This is a genomic window from Pseudomonas sp. NFACC05-1, from assembly GCF_900100135.1.
GTDB lineage: Bacteria > Pseudomonadota > Gammaproteobacteria > Pseudomonadales > Pseudomonadaceae > Aquipseudomonas > Aquipseudomonas fluorescens_Q.
Map to the genome: position 1 here is coordinate 363735 of NZ_FMTR01000002.1, position 19964 is coordinate 383698.

General features: G+C 62.0%; 16 protein-coding genes. 2 read left to right on the top strand and 14 right to left on the bottom strand.

Annotated features, from left to right (window positions below; genetic code table 11):
- Positions 1-111: 111 nt before the first annotated feature.
- From BLO97_RS05885 to BLO97_RS05920, 8 genes are all read right to left on the bottom strand, one after another.
- Positions 112-1449 carry a TldD/PmbA family protein gene (locus BLO97_RS05885; RefSeq protein ID WP_092345274.1) on the bottom strand — a complete coding sequence of 446 codons (1338 nt, stop codon included), beginning with the start codon at positions 1447-1449 and terminating at the stop codon, positions 112-114.
- Positions 1449-2891, bottom strand: coding sequence for a TldD/PmbA family protein (locus BLO97_RS05890; protein WP_092345276.1), 1443 nt, complete (start codon positions 2889-2891; stop codon positions 1449-1451). Before BLO97_RS05890 ends, BLO97_RS05885 begins: the two co-directional genes overlap by 1 nt.
- Positions 2892-3103: 212 nt before the next feature.
- Positions 3104-4807 carry a choline dehydrogenase gene (betA, locus tag BLO97_RS05895; RefSeq protein ID WP_063324021.1) on the bottom strand — a complete coding sequence of 568 codons (1704 nt, stop codon included), beginning with the start codon at positions 4805-4807 and terminating at the stop codon, positions 3104-3106.
- 218 nt (positions 4808-5025) lie between these two features.
- Positions 5026-6498 (bottom strand): betaine-aldehyde dehydrogenase, encoded by a 1473-nt coding sequence (betB, locus tag BLO97_RS05900; protein ID WP_092146278.1) that lies wholly within the window; start codon positions 6496-6498, stop codon positions 5026-5028.
- A gap of 80 nt (positions 6499-6578) precedes the next feature.
- Positions 6579-7199 carry a transcriptional regulator BetI gene (gene betI, locus BLO97_RS05905; RefSeq protein WP_063324023.1) on the bottom strand — a complete coding sequence of 207 codons (621 nt, stop codon included), beginning with the start codon at positions 7197-7199 and terminating at the stop codon, positions 6579-6581.
- 520 nt (positions 7200-7719) lie between these two features.
- Complete coding sequence (choV, locus tag BLO97_RS05910; RefSeq protein WP_063324024.1) at positions 7720-8898, bottom strand: choline ABC transporter ATP-binding protein; 1179 nt, start codon at positions 8896-8898, stop codon at positions 7720-7722.
- The gene (gene choW, locus BLO97_RS05915) at positions 8895-9740 is read right to left on the bottom strand and encodes a choline ABC transporter permease subunit (protein WP_014340605.1); all 846 of its coding nucleotides are present in this window, start codon (positions 9738-9740) and stop codon (positions 8895-8897) included. The genes choV and choW overlap by 4 nt, the downstream gene beginning before the upstream one ends.
- Before the next feature lie 71 nt (positions 9741-9811).
- The gene (locus tag BLO97_RS05920) at positions 9812-10759 is read right to left on the bottom strand and encodes a choline ABC transporter substrate-binding protein (RefSeq protein WP_063324026.1); all 948 of its coding nucleotides are present in this window, start codon (positions 10757-10759) and stop codon (positions 9812-9814) included.
- A gap of 424 nt (positions 10760-11183) precedes the next feature.
- Between BLO97_RS05920 and BLO97_RS05925 the strand changes: the two genes are divergently transcribed.
- Entirely contained in the window at positions 11184-12560 is a 1377-nt protein-coding gene (locus tag BLO97_RS05925) for an L-serine ammonia-lyase (protein ID WP_092345278.1), read from the top strand.
- 628 nt (positions 12561-13188) lie between these two features.
- Positions 13189-14292, top strand: a complete 1104-nt coding sequence (locus BLO97_RS05930; protein ID WP_003177576.1) for a choline metabolism transcriptional regulator GbdR — start codon at positions 13189-13191, stop codon at positions 14290-14292.
- Positions 14293-14435: 143 nt separating this feature from the next.
- Here the strand turns inward: BLO97_RS05930 and BLO97_RS05935 are convergent, their stop codons facing one another.
- From BLO97_RS05935 to BLO97_RS05965, 6 genes are all read right to left on the bottom strand, one after another.
- Positions 14436-14699, bottom strand: coding sequence for a hypothetical protein (locus BLO97_RS05935; protein WP_018612353.1), 264 nt, complete (start codon positions 14697-14699; stop codon positions 14436-14438).
- Positions 14700-14999: 300 nt separating this feature from the next.
- Positions 15000-16163 (bottom strand): gamma-butyrobetaine dioxygenase, encoded by a 1164-nt coding sequence (locus BLO97_RS05945; protein ID WP_092221451.1) that lies wholly within the window; start codon positions 16161-16163, stop codon positions 15000-15002.
- Positions 16164-16183: 20 nt separating this feature from the next.
- A complete protein-coding gene (locus tag BLO97_RS05950; protein WP_092146282.1) occupies positions 16184-16660 on the bottom strand; it encodes a thioesterase family protein in 477 nt (158 codons plus the stop codon).
- Positions 16661-16839: 179 nt separating this feature from the next.
- Positions 16840-17805 carry an L-carnitine dehydrogenase gene (locus BLO97_RS05955; RefSeq protein WP_092345280.1) on the bottom strand — a complete coding sequence of 322 codons (966 nt, stop codon included), beginning with the start codon at positions 17803-17805 and terminating at the stop codon, positions 16840-16842.
- Between the two features lie 178 nt (positions 17806-17983).
- Complete coding sequence (locus tag BLO97_RS05960) at positions 17984-18871, bottom strand: 3-dehydrocarnitine:acetyl-CoA trimethylamine transferase CdhC (RefSeq protein WP_072342220.1); 888 nt, start codon at positions 18869-18871, stop codon at positions 17984-17986.
- A 71-nt stretch (positions 18872-18942) separates the two neighbouring features.
- On the bottom strand, positions 18943-19887 hold the full coding sequence (locus BLO97_RS05965) for a choline ABC transporter substrate-binding protein (protein WP_092221453.1): 945 nt from the start codon (positions 19885-19887) through the stop codon (positions 18943-18945).
- Between the last annotated feature and the right edge of the window lie 77 nt (positions 19888-19964).

Consider the following 19964-nt stretch of genomic DNA (forward strand, 5'->3'; position numbering starts at 1 on the left):
CTAAAACCAGGCACCGCGGTGTTTCAGATGCGTTGGTTCAGCAGGGTTTTGCGACTGCTGCGCAGTCGAGCGGGAGCAAGCTCCCTCGCCACAGGGGTACAACTCCGGTCATTACAACGTCAAGGTCAACCGCTTCACCAGCGCCCCCGGCAACAACATCGAGGCCGTGGCCCGCTGGCTGTAGGTGCTGGCCGAGAGCAGCAGTTCCCGTTCTCGGGTCAGGCCTTCGAGTCGCGAGCCGAGCAGGCTGTAGACGCTGTCGTCGAAGCGCATGGTGCTGACCGGCGCTACGATCTGGCCGTTCTCGACCCAGAACGTGGCGAAGCGGGTCATGCCGGTCAGGCGGGCGGCCGGTTGGTCCGAGTAGTTCAGGTACCAGAGGTTGCTGATGTACAGCCCGGTGCCAAGTTGTTCGAGGATGTATTTGTGCTCCAGTTGTCCGGCCTGCATGTCCAGCGCCGTGGGGTATTCGTAGCTGCTGGCGCCGTTGGCGGCGAGGCCGTATTCAGCGGCGCTGCGGGAGTTGACCAACTGCGCATTGGCTGTGCCCTTGGCGATCAGCCCCAGGTCATCGCGGGGGTAACCTTCGTCGGAAAACGCCGGGCTCAAGGAGCCGCTGACCTGCTCGCTCAGCCACACGTTGGGGCTCAAGCTTGCTTCGTTGGCGTAGAGCTTCTGCAACGGGCTCTGCTTGCTGGCAATCGCCCGGGCCGAGAACCCACCCCAACTGAGCATGCCCATGATCTCTTCCAGGGCGGCCGGCGCCAGGTAGGCGCGGTATTCGCCGGGCGGCAACGTGCGCAACGGCAGGCCGAGAAACGCCAGTTGCTCGCGGGCCTGCTCGAAGCGCCGGGAAAATCCGTCACTGCTCCATTCATGCCCGGCGTAACTGGCTTTCACGGCCTGGCCGTTTTCATGGAACAGGCTGAAATCGAAATTGAAGCTGTTGGCCTGGTGCCAGCCGAACGCCCCCGCAGAACTGGCGAAACCTCGACTGATGGGCCCGGCGGCGTAGAACCCCACCAGGTCCAGGCCTTCGGCGGCGCGGCTGATTTCGGCCACGGCCTGCTCGGTGTCCGGCAACGGATGGTCCTGCACGTTATGGCTCTGCCAGTGGGTGTGGTTGAGCAGCAGGTACGGATCGCGGGGTAGCAGCGGCAAGGTTTCGCGCAGCTGTTGCAGGCCTTCGGCCAAACGTTGCAAATCCGTCTCGGCTTCGCCGGACAAGGTGATCTGCAAGTCGGCGTGGCGTCCGTCGTCGATCAGTTTGAAACTGACATTGGCTTGCTGCACCAGGCCGGCCTGGCGGACCTTGCCATGGTTGAAACGGACGAAGGCCGAGGACTCGGCGGCGTAGCCGAGGGTGAACTGTTCAGGCTCGTGCAAGGCATCGCGCAGCCAGTCGACCAACGCCTTGAATGCCTCGGCCGGATTCTTGACAGTGCTCATCAGGCGTCTCCCCCAAACACATCAACGTTGCTGAACACGCAGGCCGGCGAGGCATGGCCGACGCGGATGACCTGGTTCGGTTCGCCCTTGCCACAGTTCGGCGTGCCCAGGACCTGGAAGGTGCTGGCATCGCCCACGGCGCGCAGGCTCTTCCAGAATTGCGCAGAAATACCCCGGTAGTTGGGGTTCTTCACCACGCCCTTGAGCTCGCCGTTCTCGATCAACTGGCCCCATTCGCAGCCGAACTGGAATTTGTTGCGGGCGTCGTCGATGGACCAGGAACGGTTGGTGCGCATCAGCACGCCGTGCTCGGTGCCTTGGATCAGTTGTTCCAGGGATTGGTCGCCGGGTTCGATGTTCAGGTTTGCCATGCGGTCGATGGGCGGGCGATTCCAGCCGCAGGCGCGGCTGTTGGCGACACCGTCCAGGCCAGCACGGAACTGTGACAGTGCGCCGCCCAATGGGCGCAGCAGCAGGCCTTCACGAATCAGGAACTGTTTGCTGGCGGCGCTGCCATCGTCGTCATGGCTGTAGCTGGCCAATTCTTCGGGAATGTTCGGGTCGAAGGTCACGTTCAAGAGGTTGGAGCCGTATTGCAGGTGTCCGAAGTCGCTGGCCTTGACGAAGCTGGTGCCGGCGTAATTGCGCTCGTCCCCGAGGATGCGGTCCAGTTCCAGCGGATGGCCGATGGATTCGTGGATCTGCAACATCATCTGGTCAGGCATCAGCAGCAGGTCGCGGGGGCCTTGCGGGGTGTTCGGTGCCAGCAGCAGTTGCAGGGCCTGGTCGGCGATTTTCAGCCCGGCGCCGAGCAGGCCGCTGCGGCTGATCACATCGAAGCTGCCTTGCTGGCCGAAATTTTCCCGGCCCAGGGTGCGGGTCTGGCTGTCGTTGCCGTCGAAGGCGGTGACTTCCAGGGCCGGGTAGATGAAACGTTGGGCCTGGCGCAATTCAGCACCGGCACTGTTGAGGTAGATCTGCTCGACCTGGGTCAGGCCGATGCTGGCTTGCCAGTTCACCAGGCGCTCGTCCTGAGGCACTGCGGCTGACTCGTCGCCGAGCAATTGGTAGCAATCGCTCAGTGGTGGGAAGGCCTGGTCGAAATTCGGCGAGAAGTAATCGGCGCGGTCGCTGGACACCGCTTGCTCGCGCAGGTCCAGCAGGGCGTGGGGCTTGAGCCGGCGGGCCTGTTGCTCGGCTCGTTCCAGCGCCGCTTGCAGGCCGGTTTGGGACAGATCGTTGGTAGCGGCATACGCCTCGACCCCGTTGACCCGCACCGTGAGCATCGCCCCTTCATCACGGCCCAGGCTGGGCGGTTCGGCGACATTCTTGCGCACCGACAGGTGCTGGCCGGACTCGCGCACGTAACGCAGGGAAAAGAATTCAGCGCCCGTGCGCAAGGCAGCAAAACGCTGCTTGAGCTGGGGGTGGAAGTCGAACATGGAACCTCCTTGTCTGGAGCGAGGGTGCGGCGCAGTGCGGTGATTTGACGCGGCGGCTCTAGATTAGGCCTGGGGTGGGGGTGGGATCAAGGTAGAAGGGAATTTGAGGGCCTGGTCGAGCGCCATCGCGAGCAGGATGCTGCTGTAAAGATCGTTGGAGATCATTCCCACGCTCTGCGTGGGAGCGATCTTTATCCAAGCGAGCTTGAGTCTTACTGGGCCATAGGCCCGACTTCCCGCAGTGGCTTGCCGCGCACCGGCGCATCGCCGGCCACGTAGTACGGGGCAGTGCTGCGTGGCAATGGCTTGCGACCACGGATCTTGTCGGCGATTTTCTCGGCGATCATGATCGTCGGCGCGTTCAGGTTGCCGGTGGTGATGATCGGCATGATCGAGGCATCCACCACGCGCAGTCCTTGCATGCCATGCACGCGACCTTCGCCATCCACCACCGCCATGTCGTCGGTGCCCATCTTGCACGAGCAGGACGGGTGGAACGCGGTTTCGGCATGCTCGCGGATGAACTGGTCCAGTTGCGCGTCCGTCTGCACCTCGATGCCCGGGCTGATCTCGCGGCCACGGAACGGATCGAGCGCCGGCTGTTGCATGATCTCGCGGGTCAGGCGGATGCCGTCGCGAAACTCCTGCCAGTCCTGCTCGGTCGCCATGTAGTTGAACAGGATGCTCGGGTGCTGGCGTGGGTCCTTGGACTTGGCCTGGATCCGGCCGCGGCTTGGCGAACGCATCGAGCCCATGTGCGCCTGGAAACCATGTTCCTTCACGCCGTTGCTGCCGTTGTAGTTAATCGCCACCGGCAGGAAGTGGTACTGGATGTTCGGCCAATCGAATTCCGGGCGGGTGCGGATGAAACCGCCGGCCTCGAACTGGTTGCTGGCGCCGATACCGGTGCCGTTGAACAGCCACTCGGCACCGATGGCCGGCTGGTTGTACCAGAGCAGCGACGGGTACAGCGAGACCGGTTGGGTGCAGGCGTATTGCAGGTACAACTCGAGGTGATCCTGGAGGTTTTCACCGACACCCGGCAGGTCGTGGACCACCGGGATGTCGAGGCTTTCCAGCAGCTTGGCCGGACCGACGCCAGAGCGTTGCAGGATCTGTGGCGAAGCGATGGCGCCGGAGCACAGCAGCACTTCCTTGCGCGCCCGGGCTTCGACGCGCTCTTCGGCGGCGCCCACCAGGTAACGCACGCCGACCGCGCGCTTGCCTTCGAACAGGATCTTGTCGGTCAGGGCGTGGGTGACGATGGTCAGGGTCGAACGCTTCTTGGCCACGTCGAGGTACCCGCGCGCGGTACTGGCACGACGGCCATTGGGGGTGACGGTACGGTCCATCGGGCCGAAGCCTTCCTGCTGGTAGCCGTTGAGGTCTTCGGTACGCGGGTAACCGGCCTGTACGCCGGCCTCGACCATGGCGTGGAACAACGGGTTGTTGCCGGCCTTGGGGGTGGTCACGCTGACCGGACCGTCGCCGCCGTGGTAATCGTTCGGGCCGATGTCCCGGGTCTCCGCTTTCCTGAAGTAGGGCAGGCAGTCCAGGTACGTCCAGTCCTCGAGGCCAGGCAGTTTTGCCCAGTTGTCATAGTCCAGGGCGTTGCCGCGGATGTAGCACATGCCGTTGATCAGCGAAGAACCGCCCAGGCCCTTGCCTCGACCGCATTCCATGCGGCGGCCGTTCATGTGCGGCTCCGGGTCGGTCTCGTAGGCCCAGTTGTAGCGCCGGCCTTGCAGCGGGAACGCCAGGGCGGCGGGCATTTGCGTACGGAAGTCGAGGCGATAGTCCGGGCCGCCGGCTTCGAGCAGCAGGACGGTGACGCCTTCGTCTTCGGTCAGGCGGGTGGCCAGGGTGTTACCGGCCGAGCCGGCGCCGATGATGATGTAGTCGAATACGTGGGACATGAAATGCACCCTCTTTTGAATTGGGTTCAGGTCGTGGTCGCCTTGACGCCGCATAACCTGTGGCGAGGGGATTTATCCCCGTTCGGCTGCGCAGCAGTCGTAAATCAGCGACTGGGTTTGTCTGAAGAATGGGGGGGCCTTGGGGAGGGGCTGCTACGCAGCCCCACGGGGATAAATCCCCTCGCCACAACAGCGTTCACTCAAGGTCACATGCCCAATCAGAACACCGACGCGTAATCGCCCAACTCGACCTGTACCGATTTGATGCGGGTGAAGTTGTTCAGCGAACTGATGCCGTTTTCCCGGCCCACGCCCGATTGTTTGTAGCCGCCCACCGGCATCTTGGCATCGGACTCACCCCAGGCATTGATCCAGCAGATACCGGCTTCGAGCTGGTGGATCACGCGGTGGGCGCGGTTCAGGTCGCGGGTGACGACGCCGGCGGCCAGGCCGAAGTCGGTGTCGTTGGCGCGGCGGATCACTTCTTCTTCGGTTTCATAAGTGAGGATGCTCATCACCGGGCCGAAGATTTCTTCACGCACGATGGTCATCTCGTCGGTGCAATCGGTGAACACGGTCGGGGCGACGAAAGCGCCCTTGGCCAATTCACCGTCGGTCAGGCGACTACCACCGCACAGCAGGCGCGCGCCTTCGGCTTTGCCTTTCTCGATGTAGCCCAGCACGCTTTCCATGTGGGCGAAGCTCACCAGCGGGCCGAAGTTGGTGTTTTCGTCCTCTGGATTACCGATGCGGATGCGCGCCACGCGCTCGGCGATCTTGGCTTCGAAGGCGGCCTTGAGGTGGCTCGGCACGAACACGCGGGTGCCGTTGGTGCAGACCTGGCCGGAGCTGTAGAAGTTGGCCATCATCGCGGTGTCGGCGGCGCGATCCAGGTCGGCGTCGTCGAAGATGATCAACGGCGACTTGCCGCCCAGTTCCATGGTCACGTCCTTGAGCGAAGAACTCGAGGCGCTGGCCATGACTTTCTTGCCAGTGTCGGTGCCGCCGGTGAAGGAGACTTTCTCGATGCGCGGGTGCTCGGTCAGCCAGGTGCCGACTTCACGGCCGCTGCCGGTCAGGACATTGAAGACGCCTGGCGGAACGCCGGCTTCGGTATAGATCTCGGCCAGTTTCAAGGTGGTCAGCGAGGTGACTTCGCTCGGCTTGAAGATCATCGCGTTACCGGCTGCCAGGGCCGGTGCGGATTTCCACAGGGCGATCTGGATCGGGTAGTTCCACGCGCCGATACCAGCCACTACGCCCAGGGGTTCGCGACGGGTGTAGACGAAAGACGTGTCGCGCAACGGGATCTGCTCGCCTTCGATAGCGGGCACCAGGCCGGCGTAGTATTCCAGCACATCGGCACCGGTGACGATGTCGACATAGCGGGTCTCGGAGTAGGCCTTGCCGGTGTCCAGGGTTTCCAGGGCGGCCAGCTCATCGTTGCGCTCGCGCAGGATGTCCACCGCGCGACGCAGGATGCGCGAACGCTGCATGGCGGTCATGGCGGCCCAGACTTTCTGGCCCTTTTCGGCGCTGACCACGGCGCGCTCGACGTCCTCGAAAGTCGCACGCTGCACTTGGGCAAGGACCTCACCGTTGGCAGGGTTGATGGCTTCGAAAGTGGCGTCGCCGCTGGCATCGCTGTACGCGCCATCGATGTAGAGTTTTTGCAGTTCGAAACGGGCCATAAAGTCCTCGCAAGTGCATAAGTGGTTGGCTGGCCACCGGAGCGTGTCGTTTATAGCTGACTACGCGGTTCGGCGGCGGTTCAGGAGTCGAGCGGTTCTGTGTGCTCTGGTGCCCCTGCTTTGGTCAGTTGGAAATCCATGTATTCGTAAGCGATCCGGTGCGCCTGGGCGGTATCGAAAGCGTCTCCCGACAGCGCTCCGCGCAGCCACAAACCGTCAATCAACGCGGCCAGGCCCCTTGCTGCGCTGCGCGCCTGATCGACGGGCAACACGCGGCGGAACTGGCTACACAGGTTGGAATACAGGCGGTGATCGTTGATCCGCTGCAACCTGTGCAAAGACGGGTGGTGCATGCTGGTGGCCCAGAAGGCCAGCCAGGTTTTCATTGCCGGGCCGTTGACCTGGCTGGCGTCGAAGTTGCCTTCGATGATCACCTTCAGGTGAGCCCGGGGGCTTGTGTCCTCCAGCGCCTGGCGGCGCGCGGTGACGTTCTCGCTCAGGACAGTCATCAGGTACTGGGCCGTGGCCGCGATCAGGCCATTCTTGTCCTGAAAGTAGTGACTGATGATGCCGTTGGAGACACCGGCCAAACGGGCGATCAACGCAATGCTGGCGTCCCCCATGCCGACTTGATCGACCGCTTGCAGCGTGGCTTCGATCAGTTGTTGGCGGCGGATGGGTTGCATACCGACCTTGGGCATCTAGCACATCTCCTTAGGCCATCCGGCGGGCGAGAGTCGTCTGCCGGAATGAAAGCCAGTCTATTTTGTTTTGATTGAACGTTCAATCAACAAAAAACAGGTTCTATGACAAGTCGTCGCTGTCTGTCGGGATTTCCATGTGTAAAGGGCGCTTGAAGGCACATGGGAAACCCGCCGTGCGGGGCGAGGACTTTTTCGGGATGTCTTTATAACACTCGTCGGCTGGTGTGGAGGCCTAACGCCCATTGATAGCTGGAATACTGTTGTGGCGAGGGGATTTATCCCCGTTGGGCTGCACAGCAGCCCAAAAAGCGGCGACCTCATGTTGTCTGACACACCGAGACACCTGGCTTTTGGGGCTGCTTCGCAGCCCAGCGGGGATAAATCCCCTCGCCACAACTGTATTTCAGGCCAAGCTTGTCAGTAGTCAGTAGTCAGTAGTCAGTAGTCAGTAGTCAGTAGTCAGCAAATGCACAAACGAAAACGCCGCGATCATCTCGCGGCGTTTTCGTGTGCAGGCTTAGCCCAGGTTCTTGCCCAGCAGTGCGTGGTACAGCTCGCTGTCGCCCAGGATGCCGACGACTTGCTGGTTATCGTGGAGCACCAGTTTGTTGCCGGTCTGGTAGCGGATCTGCAGCGCGTCGCGCATGCCGATGTTGGAATCAACCAGGGTCGGACGCCGGCCCAGGTCTTCGACGGCTTGGCCCGGTACCCAGTTCTGCAGGTCCAGCGCCGCGCCATTCTGACGGGCGCCCTTGATGGTGTTGCCTTCGGCCAGGTCGAGCCAGGAGTCGCCGCCCGGATCCAGGCACACCGAACCGTTGATGCGCTTGCAGTTGTCCAGGGTGCGCATCAGGCTGCGACCGCACAGGACGTTGAGTGGGTTGGTGTGGGCGACGAAGGTGCGCACATAGTCGTCCGCCGGGTTGAGCACGATCTCTTCCGGCTTGCTGTACTGGATGATCTTGCCGTCTTTCATGATGGCGATCCGCGTACCCAGCTTCAGGGCTTCGTCCAGGTCATGGCTGACGAACACGATGGTCTTTTGCAGTTTGCGTTGCAGTTCCAACAGTTCGTCCTGCAAACCCTGGCGGATCAGCGGGTCGAGGGCCGAAAATGGTTCGTCCATCAGCAGGATGTCGGCGTCCATCGCCAGGGCGCGGGCCAGGCCGACCCGTTGCTGCATACCGCCGGACAGCTCGTCGGGTTTCTTGTTGCGCCACTGGGTCAGGCCCACCAGCTCCAGCTTCTCATCCACCAGCTTGCGCCGTTCCTTCTCGGGACGGCCCTGCATTTCCAGCCCGAAGCTGATGTTCTCGCGCACGGTCAGCCAAGGCATCAGGGCGAACTTCTGGAACACCATGGCGATGCGCTTGGTGCGCATCATCTTCAGTTCGGCAGGGGAGCAGGAAGCGATGTCGATCTGCCGCCCTTCATGCTCGACGAACAACTTGCCACGACTGACCGTGTTCAAGCCGTTGATGCAGCGCAGCAGGCTGGATTTACCGGAGCCGGAAAGGCCCATCAGGACGCAGATCTCACCCTTCTCGATGGACAGGCTGGCTTTTTCCACACCGACGATCAGGCCGGTCTGCTGCAGGATCTCGGGTCGCGATAGGCCCTTGTCCAGCAGGTCCAGCGCGGCCTTGGGGCGGTTGGAGAAAATAACATCGACGTCTTCGAAACGAATGATGCTCATGCGTCACCCCCTACTTTAGCGTCGGGTTGTTTGCAGATTCGGTCGAGCATGATCGCCAGCAATACGATCGCCAGGCCGGCTTCGAAGCCCAGGGCGATATCGGCGGTGTTCAGTGCGTTGACCACGGGTTTGCCCAGGCCATCGGCGCCCACCAGTGCGGCGATCACCACCATCGACAACGACAGCATGATGCACTGGGTGATACCGGCCGCGATGCTGGGCATCGCATGGGGCAGTTCAATGCGCGATAGGAGCTGGCGACGGGAGCAGCCGAAGGCTTTGCCGGCGTCCATCAGTTCGTCCGGTACGTCGCGGATGCCCAGGTAGGTCAGGCGGATGGGCGCGGCAATCGCGAACACCACCGTGGAGATCAAGCCTGGGACCACACCCAGCCCGAAGAGGGTCAGGGTAGGAATGAGGTAAACGAAGGTCGGTACGGTCTGCATCAGATCGAGTACCGGACGCATCATTGTGTAGAACATCGGCTTGTGCGCGGCAACAATGCCCAGCGGCACGCCGATCAGTACGCAAACCAGGGTCGCGAACAACACCTGGGCGAGGGTTTCCATGGTTTCTTGCCAGTAACCCAGGTTGAGGATCAGCAGGAAGGACGCGATGACGAATACGGTCAGGCCCCATTTGCGCTGGATGAAGTGCGCCAATAGCGCAATGAGGCCGATCAGGGCCAGGGGGTTGAACCAGGTCAGCGCGAACGTCACGCCGTGAATCATCGTTTCCAGGAACAGCGCGATTGCGTCGAATGTGTTGGCGCCGTTTTGCGTCAACCATTCGACAAAGCCCGCGATGTACTGGCCCAAAGGTATTTTCTGATCAATAAGCATGGTAGTGAACGTCCGCATGCAAGGGAATAAACAGCCCGGGCGAGCGAACTCGCCCGGCATAACATCAGCAGTTATTGCGCAAGTTTGGCTTTCACGGCTTCCAGGCCAGGTTTACCGTCAATGGTGGTCACGCCAGCGAGCCAGGTATCGAGTACCTGTGGGTTTTTCTTCAACCAAGCCTTGGCGGCGGCCTCAGGTTTCATCTTGTCATCGAGCACGTTGCCCATCAGCTGGCTTTCCATGTCGACGGTGAACTCCAGGTTTTTCAACAGTTGGCCAACGTTGCTGCATTCCTGGCTGTAGCCCTTGCGGGTGTTGGTCGCCACGGTAGCGGCACCGAAGTCGGGGCCGAAGAAGTCGTCACCGCCGGTCAGGTACTGGATCTTGAAACGGGTGTTCATCGGATGTGGTGCCCAGCCGAGGAACACCACATCGGTGCCGCGCTTGGCGGCACGGTCGACCTGCGAGAGCATGCCCGCTTCACTCGACTCGACGACTTTGAAGCCTGCGTCCTTCAGGCCGAAGGCGTTCTTTTCGATCATGCTCTGGATCAGGCGGTTGCCGTCGTTGCCGGGTTCGATGCCGTAGATCTTGCCGTCCAGCTCTTTCTTGAATTTGGGGATATCGGCGAAGTCGTGCAGGCCTTTGTCATACAAAGCCTGAGGCACGGCGAGGGTGTACTTGGCGCCCTTGAGGTTGGTGCGCACGGTTTCCACGGTGCCGGCTTCGCGGTAGGCCTTGATGTCGTTTTCCATGGTCGGCATCCAGTTGCCGAGGAATACATCCATGTTCTTGCCATCGGCCAGGGACTTGTAGGTCACCGGCACGGAAATCATGGTGGTCTTGGTCTTGTAGCCGAGGGCGTCGAGCACCACGCTGGTGGTAGCGGTGGTCACGGTGATGTCGGTCCAGCCGACATCGGAGAAATTGACGGTGCTGCACTGTTCGGGTTCAGCAGCGTTGGCCAGCATCGGAAGACTCAGCATGGCGGCCAACAACAACGATGTGGAACCTTTCATGGGTGGACTCCTGGTGTTTTATCGGCGGTGTCCGGTCAGGACAACCGCGCTTATTGGATGTTGCGGTTGGTGGCGCGTGGGCACTCTCTGACACGCGGCCTTGCAAACGAGCCGTAACCGATCATGTACCAGTGCAAATCTGACGCCTACAGGGTGGGTCGTATCCAGTACAGGGAGGGTCGCATCCAGTGTCGGTGACGTCGTTTACAGATTTTTTCCGCCCCTGGCGGGCCTCTGATACGCAGAAAAACGGCGCAAAACCGGGGCCAGGACGGGACGGCGTTGCTGGGCATGATTGCGTCGGTGTCAGACGTCGGACCCCAAGGCAAAAACCGGATGATGCGGCCATCCCGGCGTTGAGCGTAGCAGCTCCGTCACCGGACGCTTCTGCGCCCGGATGTGCCTGTTCTGGAGGTTTTCGGCAATGGCAATCAGCGTTTTCGACTTGTTCAAAATCGGTATCGGCCCGTCCAGTTCCCACACCGTGGGCCCCATGCGTGCCGCGGCGCTGTTCGTTGAAGCGCTGAAGGCAAAGGCCCTGCTCAATGATGTGCGCCGGGTCGAGGTGCAATTGTTCGGTTCGCTGTCGGCCACCGGCATTGGCCACGGCAGCGACAACGCCGTGATCATGGGCCTGATGGGGGAGTGGCCGGACGCAATCGACCCGTCGCAGATCGGCCCGCGTATCGAGCTGCTGCGTGAAACCCAGACCCTGCTGCTCGACGGTCGCCTGCCGGTGCCGTTCGTATGGTCCCGGGACATGCGCCTGATCGACGAGAACCTGCCGTTCCATCCCAATGCGATGACGCTGGTGGCCGAGGGCGCCGACGGCGAGCTGCACCGTGACACTTATTACTCGGTCGGCGGTGGCTTTGTCGTCGATCAGGCCCAGGCCTCCAGCGGCGTGGTGGATCTGGACAGCACTGAGCTGCCTTACGATTTCTCCAGCGCCGAAGAATTGCTTGAGCTGTGCCGTACCCACAACTTGCGAGTAGCCGAGTTGATGCTGGCCAACGAAAAGGTCTGGCGGTCCGAAGAAGAGATTCGCAGTGGCCTGATGAAACTATGGCGGGCCATGCAGGATTGCGTCGAGCAGGGCCTCAAGCACGAAGGCATCCTGCCGGGCGGTTTGAATGTGCGTCGGCGGGCGGCCAAGTTGCATCGCAGCCTGCAAGAGCTGAACAAACCCAATGTCATCGGCTCGACCCTCAGCGCCATGGAGTGGGTTAACCTGTTCGCCCTGGCGGTCAATGAAGAGAATGCCGCCGGCGGACGCATGGTCACGGCGCCGACCAATGGCGCGGCGGGGATCATTCCGGCGGTGCTGCATTACTTCATGAAGTTCAGCGAAGCGGTCACCGACGCCAACGTCGTGGATTATTTCCTCGGTGCGGCGGCCATCGGGATCCTGTGCAAGAAGAACGCATCGATTTCTGGCGCCGAAGTCGGTTGCCAAGGTGAAGTGGGATCGGCCTGCGCCATGGCGGCGGCAGGCCTGGCGGAGATCCTCGGGGCCACGCCGGAGCAACTGTGCAACGCGGCGGAAATCGGCCTGGAACACAACCTCGGCCTGACCTGCGATCCGGTGGGCGGCCTGGTGCAGGTGCCGTGCATCGAGCGCAACGCGATTGCCGCGGTGAAAGCCATCAATGCCGCGCAAATGGCGCTGCGGGGTGACGGCCAGCACTTCATCTCCCTGGACCGGGTGATCCGCACCATGCGTGATACCGGTGCCGACATGCATGACAAATATAAAGAGACCTCGCGCGGCGGCTTGGCGGTCAGTGCGGTGGAGTGCTGATCCAAAGCTCCCACTGCCCTCTTTAGGCCAGCACCTGTGGCGAGGGGATTTATCCCCGTTGGGCTGCGAAGCGGCCCCCTATGGTTTTACAGATGTGTATGAGTCGAGGGCTGCTGCGCAGCCCAGCGGGGATAAATCCCCTCGCCACAAATCCACTCGCCACAAATCCACTCGCCACAAATCCACTCGCCACAAAGAACTAAAACCGCTCGTAAAATGCACACCCACCTCGAAACACGCCACCTTTTAGCGCGTCGCAAACAGACAAGAGACGAACGGTCGGCCCCACCGTCGGGTGCCACGCGACCGTCCGTCGCCGCACTTGTGGTGATACCTGTTGCGCAAGCCCCGCAGCCCAGTTCCCACAAGTGCTACCGATCTGCTCACGGTGCCGCGTGACGGGGGCCAGACACCCGCCAAAGTCCTGATAACCGTCCCTCGAAATACGCCTTGAATAGACAGGCCGCGATGTCGTTTTCAGGATTTATTGAACGCGCATTCAATTTAGGCATGACAATTGCTGTAACACTGTAAAGCCCGTCTCCCTCGTGGAGAGCAATGGCAAATAACCCAATAAAAAGAGCCTCCGCCTGAGGCCATCACCCGCTTTGTGTGAGGAGATACCGCGATGACGACGTCCAACTCCGGGGCCCAACCCCAGAACCGTGCGCCTCAATCCATCGGCTTTTTGCTGCTGGACAATTTCACGCTGATTTCCCTGGCGTCCGCGGTAGAACCGCTACGCATGGCCAACCAACTGTCCGGTCGCGAGCTATATCGCTGGACGACCCTTACAGTCGATGGCGGCCAGGTCTGGGCCAGCGACGGCTTGCAGATCACCCCCGATGCCTCGATGCACAAGGCGCCGGCCCTGGATACTGTCATCGTCTGTGGCGGCATCGGCATCCAGCGTACCGTGACCCGCGAACACGTGTCGTGGCTGCAGAGCCAGGCCCGCCAATCCCGTCGCCTCGGCGCGGTTTGTACCGGCAGTTGGGCCCTGGCCTGCGCCGGTCTGCTGGACGGCTTCGATTGCAGCGTGCACTGGGAATGCCTGGCGGCAATGCAGGAAGCTTTCCCACGGGTATCGATGAGTACCCGCTTGTTCACCCTCGACCGTAACCGCTTCACCAGCTCCGGCGGCACCGCGCCGTTGGACATGATGCTGCACCTGATCAGCCGTGATCATGGCCGTGAACTGTCGGCAGCGATCTCGGAAATGTTCGTCTACGAGCGTATCCGCAACGAACAGGATCACCAGCGTGTGCCGCTCAAGCACATGCTCGGCACCAACCAGCCGAAGTTGCAGGAAATCGTTGCGCTGATGGAAGCCAACCTCGAAGAGCCGATCGACCTGGATGAACTGGCGGTGTACGTCGCCGTGTCCCGGCGTCAGCTGGAGCGGTTGTTCCAGAAATACCTGCACTGCTCGCCGTCGCGCTATTACCTCAAGCTGCGGTTGATTCGTGCACGGCAACTGCTCAAGCAGACGCCGATGTCGATCATCGAAGTGGCCTCGGTGTGCGGCTTCGTCTCCACCCCGCACTTCTCCAAGTGCTACCGCGAATACTTCGGCATTCCGCCGCGTGACGAACGCGTCGGTTCCAACACCACGCAGCAGGTGGCGATGATGCCGTTGCCGCAGGCGTTGGTGCTGTCGCCATTGTCCGGCCCGCTGTCGGCGCTGAGCCAGGCGCGTAATGAGTCGACGTTTGCCAGTGTGAGGCTCTAGCAGCTTTCTGTGGCGAGGGAGCTTGCTCCCGCTGGACTGCGAAGCAGTCCCAAACCGGCCTATGCGGTGTATCAGTCAAATGGCATTCGCTGGTTTTACGACCGCTTTGCGGCCGAGCGGGAGCAAGCGCCCTCGCCACAGGGTCAGGCGCTATGGTTCTGCTGGTATTGCATCAACGCCGGCAACAGCTGCTTATCAATCGCCTGGCGCACGGCCGGCAGGATAGTGGCGCTGCTGGTGTACATCTCCTTGACCATCCGCCGCAAATCATTGGCCCGGACGGTGTCCAGCCCCCGCACGGCGCACTCGCACGCCTGCTCGGCGGTGGAGCCGCTGGGTATTTGCAGGCCCAGGGCCTTGAGATGGCCCAGCAGGTCTTCCTGGTCGATCAAATCGGCGTACATCATGACGCTTTTCCTTGTTCAGGGATTGGGGTCGTGTCTCGATTCTGGTAGCCACCCGAAGCGGCGGCAAGGGCAAATGGTCGCAATGTCATGAATGACTATGGAGGCGTCGTTTTCGGCTAACTTGCACGGAGCTGGACTGGGCACACTGACCTCAAGCTGAATCACGATGGTCTGGTCACCCTCGCGCGACAGCTCCTCCAGTAACGCAACCTGCCCCGATCCTGTCACGGCTTGATCGGGGATTTTTTTGCCTGTGAATCAGGGAAAGCTTGGGTGTCCGGCGATGAACGATGACGCGGCCTAGCGCTGCAACACCAGAATCCGCGACAACAACTCATCCCGATCCACATAGCATCCCTGGAAATGCCGGGCCCCGGAGGCCGGGTCGAAGGCATTGCGGGCGTGGAGGGTGCGGCGGTTGTCGAAGCACCAGAGCTGGCCGGGTTCGAGACGCTGTACCAGGCGAAATTGTGGCTCGCGGGTCAGGGCGATGAAGCGGCGGTAGGCGCGGTAAAGCTTGGGCATCTGCTCGACCGTGGTGTCGAACGGCCCACGCAGGAAGTTCGCCATGCGGATTTCCGAAACCTGGCCGAGGGCGTCCAGCGCGATGATTGGCGCCAGGCAGCGGTAGTCGCTGCGACGGTCCTTGTTGCGAAACTCCACGGGGATCCGGCACAGCGCGTCGAAGGCCTCGGGGTCTTCCTGGCGCAGTGCTTCAGCAATGGCAAACCCGTCGACAAAAATGCTCTCGCCACCGTCGGCGTCATTCACCAGGCAATGCAAGAATTGCAGCCCCGGCTGTAATTCCCGGGTCGGCAAATCACTGTGCAATGGCAGGTTGAAAGCGGTGTAGGCGTTGCTGTCGGCATCGGCTTTGGACTGCACATTGAACAGCACACCGAAGTTGCTCTCGCGAATAAAGGAAATGCGCTGGGCAATCCGTGTCAGCGAGCCGGGTTCGGTGGGTACGCCGCGCACCTGGGTCAGGCCGATGTCGCGCACCGCCAGCAACCATTGCAACAACGCATGGGCATCGTCCATCAGTGCCGGGTAGTCGAACACTGGCAATTGCAGGTCGTGCCGCCACAGTTGGCGCCGAGGCTTGTTCGCCAGGCGCTCGGCCCGGGACTGATCATCGTAGGCGTGGGCGCGCAACCAGCCCGGGTCGAAACGGCTCTGGTGACCGTCCTGCCAGTCCACGCACAGGCAGCCTTCGTCGTCGAGGTAGGTTGCGCCGGGGGCAATGTCTTCAGGGACGTCGATGATTTCCAGCACCTGCTCGCGGGTGACGCTGTAGACGCATTGAGGGCAAGGGCAGTTGTCCCGCAGCCACGGGTGATGAAAGGGGCTTGCCCGGCCATCGGCCCACATCACTTGGATCCGGTCGGCCAAGGGTGTGACGGCGGTCAATGGGAAGATCAAGGGGTAATGGCGAAAGTCGGCAAAGGCGGCGGCGGTGTTCATGGCGATCTCCTGTTCGCGGCTTATCGGGGGAGAGGCAGGGCGATGATCCGGCCGATGTACAGCGGCGGCGGCAGGTCGGATTGTTCGTCGAGCAGGGCGCCGAGCCGGTCCAGGGTCTGTTCGGTGAAAGGCGCCGAGCGCGGGCCGGCCAGGTCGACGTGCAGTAGCATCTGTTCATTGCCGGCCAGCTCTTTATCACCGCCGACCAGATGCAGGCTGTGGTAGAGGTGCAGGCGTTTGGCGTCGTGGCCGATGATGTGCGTGTGCACCTCGACCTGGGCGTCGAGCTTCACTTCGTGCAGGTAGTTCAGGTGCAGTTCGAGGGTGAACAACGAGTGGCCGCTGGCTTCGCGGTTCTGGCTGTCCATGCCGAGCCGGTCCATCAGCGCGTCGGTGGCGTAGCTGAAGATCAGCAGGTAGAAGGCATCACGCAGGTGGCCGTTGTAATCGACCCATTCGGGGAGGATGCGGGTTTGATAGGTGGTTAGGGTGGGCATGCTGGAACTCCACAAATAGTCGCTGGTGTACACCCTTGTGGCGAGGGAACTTGCTCCCGCTCGGCCGCGAAGCGGTCGTAAAACCAGCGAATACGATTTGACTGATACACCGCATTTGCCGGTTTTGGGACTGCTTCGCAGTCCAGCGGGAGCAAGCTCCCTCGCCACAAGGGAGGTGTTTATTCGCTGAACGCCATGCCATGCTTGGCCTTGGTGGCCTTCACCGCCTCCAGCACAGCCAGCAGACAATCGTCACGATAGCGCTCCAGGGCCGAGATGTTATGGCTGCCCAATTGCGCGCTCGTGCCGTCCACCACATCGTCGATCAGCTTTTCGGTCAGCTCTGGCGCTGGCAGGTAGGTCCACGGCAGTTGCAGCGCCGGGCCGAACTGGGCCATGAAGTGCCGCATCCCGGCATCGCCGCCGGCCAGGGTGTAGGTCAGGAACGTGCCCATGAACGACCAGCGCAAGCCGGCGCCAAAGCGGATCGCATCGTCGATTTCCCCGGTGGTCGCCACCCCGTCGTTGACCAGGTGCAGGGCTTCGCGCCACAGCGCTTCGAGCAGGCGGTCGGCAATGAAACCGGGCACTTCCTTGCGCACGTGCAGCGGCCGCATGCCAAGGGATTCGTACACCTGCATCGCCGCCTGTACGGCTTCGGGCGCGGTGTTTTTGCCGCCGACCACTTCCACCAGCGGCAACAGATAGACCGGGTTGAACGGGTGCCCGACCACGCAGCGCTCCGGATGGGTGGCGCCTTCGTAGAATTCGCTCGGCAGCAGCCCCGAGGTACTGGAACCGATCAGCGCGTTCGGCTTGGCAGCGGCACTGATCTGGCCGTGCAATTCGAGCTTCAATTCCAGGCGCTCGGGGGCGCTTTCCTGGATGAAATCGGCGTCGCGCACACATTCTTCGATGGTCGCGACAAAGCGCAGCCGATCCTGCGAGGCGCCAGGGGCCAGGCCCTGTTTTTCCAGCGCGCCCCAAGCGTTGGCGACGCGTTTGCGCAATGCCGCCTCGGCACCCGGCGCCGGGTCCCAGGCGACGACGTCCAGGCCATGGGCCAGGGCCCTGCTGACCCAGCCGCTGCCGATTACACCACTGCCCAGGGCGGCGAAGGTCTTGATGTCGGTGATAAAGCTCATGGTGTTTTCCTAATGATTCGCCGATTCCCTGTGGGAGCGAGCTTGCTCGCGATGACGGATTCCAGGTGCTGCAGATGCCCTGGATGTACCGCCGCTATCGCGAGCAAGCTCGCTCCCACATTTGATCTTGGTGGTCTTGAGACCTGCAGTCACTGCAGATCCAATGTGTACGTTCGGCTCAGCCGCGCTGGGTCAGCCCCATTTTCTTGCGACCTTCAGCCGGGGTGAGCACGCGGGCGCCGAGGCGGCTGAGGATTTCGCCGGCCCGCTCCACCAACTGACCGTTGGTAGCGAGTACGCCTTTGTCCAGCCAGAGGTTGTCTTCCAACCCGACCCGCACGTTGCCTCCCAGCAGCACGGCCTGGGCGGCCATCGGCATTTGCATGCGGCCGATGCCGAAACCCGCCCACACCGCGTCCGCCGGCAGGTTGTCGACCATGGCTTTCATGGTGGTGGTGTCGGCCGGTGCGCCCCACGGGATACCCAGGCAGAGTTGGAACAGTGGGTTGTCCAGCAGGCCTTCCTTGATCAGTTGCTTGGCGAACCACAGGTGACCGGTGTCGAAGATCTCCAGCTCGGCCTTGACCCCCAGTTCGGTGATGCGCTTGGCGCCGGCCCGCAGTTGCGCCGGAGTGGAGACGTAAATGGTGTCGCCGTCGCCGAAGTTCAGGGTGCCGCAATCCAGCGTGCAGATTTCCGGCAACAGCTCTTCGACATGAGCCAGGCGGGTCAGCGGGCCCACCAGGTCGGTGTTGGGGCCGAATTCCATTGGCTGTTCGCCCGCACCGATCTCCAGGTCGCCGCCCATGCCGGCGGTGAGGTTGACGATGATGTCCACGTCCGCTTCACGGATGCGCTCCATCACTTCGCGGTACAGCGCCACGTCGCGGCTGAACTTGCCGGTCTGCGGGTCGCGGACGTGGCAATGGACCACCGTGGCCCCGGCCTTCGCCGCCTCGATGGCGGCTGCGGCGATCTGTTTCGGGGTGACCGGTACGTGAGGGCTCTTGGCGGTCGTGTCGCCAGCACCGGTGAGTGCGCAGGTGATGATGACGTCGTGGTTCATGGTGCGGATTCCTTCAGGCGTGGTAAGTCACTGCGCAGCCCTTTGGTGCTGCGCAGATGGATAGCGGTTGTTCAGTTACTGGTCAGTTTCAGGTTGTCGGCGGCGGGCTTGCCGTCGAAGGTGGTGACGCCTTCGAGCCAACGCTGCTTGTCTTGCGGATGATCCTTGAGCCATTGCCGGGCCGATTCGAGCGGGTCCTTGTGATCGAGCAACGGCTGCATCATCCGGCTTTCATCTTCGGCGCTGAACGTCAGGTTGCTCAGCAGGCGACCGACGTTCGGGCATTGTTGGGCGTAGTCCGGCGCGGTGACGGTCCACACGGTGGCCATGCCTTCGTTCGGGCCGAGGGCGTCGTCGCTGCCGGTGAGGTAGGTCATTTGCACGTTGACGTTCATCGGGTGCGGCGCCCAGCCGAAGAACACCACGGCTTCCTTGCGCCGCACGGCGCGGTCCACGGCGGCGAGCATGCCGGCCTCGCTGGACTCGACCAGTTGGAATTTGCCCAGGCCGAACTGGTTCTTGGCGATCATCGCCTTGATCTGGGTATTGGCGCCGGAGCCCGGCTCGATGCCGTAGATCTTGCCGCCCAGCTCTTTTTCGAATTTGGCGATGTCGGCGAAGGTTTTCAGGCCCTTGTCGGCCAGGTAGGTCGGTACCGCCAGGGTGGCGCGGGCGTCCTTGAGGCTGGGCTGCTCTAGCACTTTGACCTGCTTGGCCTCGACGAACGGGGTGATGGTCTGGGTCATCAACGGGTTCCAGTAACCCAGGAACAAGTCCAGGCGCTGGTCGCGGATGCCGGCGAAGATGATTTGCTGGGAGGCGCTGGTTTGCTTGGTCTTGTAGCCGAGGCCGTCGAGCATCACTTGGGTCAGGGCGCTGGTGGCGATGACATCGGTCCAGTTGACCACGCCCAGGCGCACGTTCTGGCACGCGGCGGGCTCGGCAGCCATGGCGGCGCCATTGAGGAAAGTGGTGCCGCAAAGTGTAAGTACACAGGAGCTGATCAGTCGTTTCATGTCGGGTTCCTCGGCAGCTTATTGTTATGGGGTCCGGTGTCTGTGCGCCGGTGATGCCAAGTTACGCAGCCCGGCAC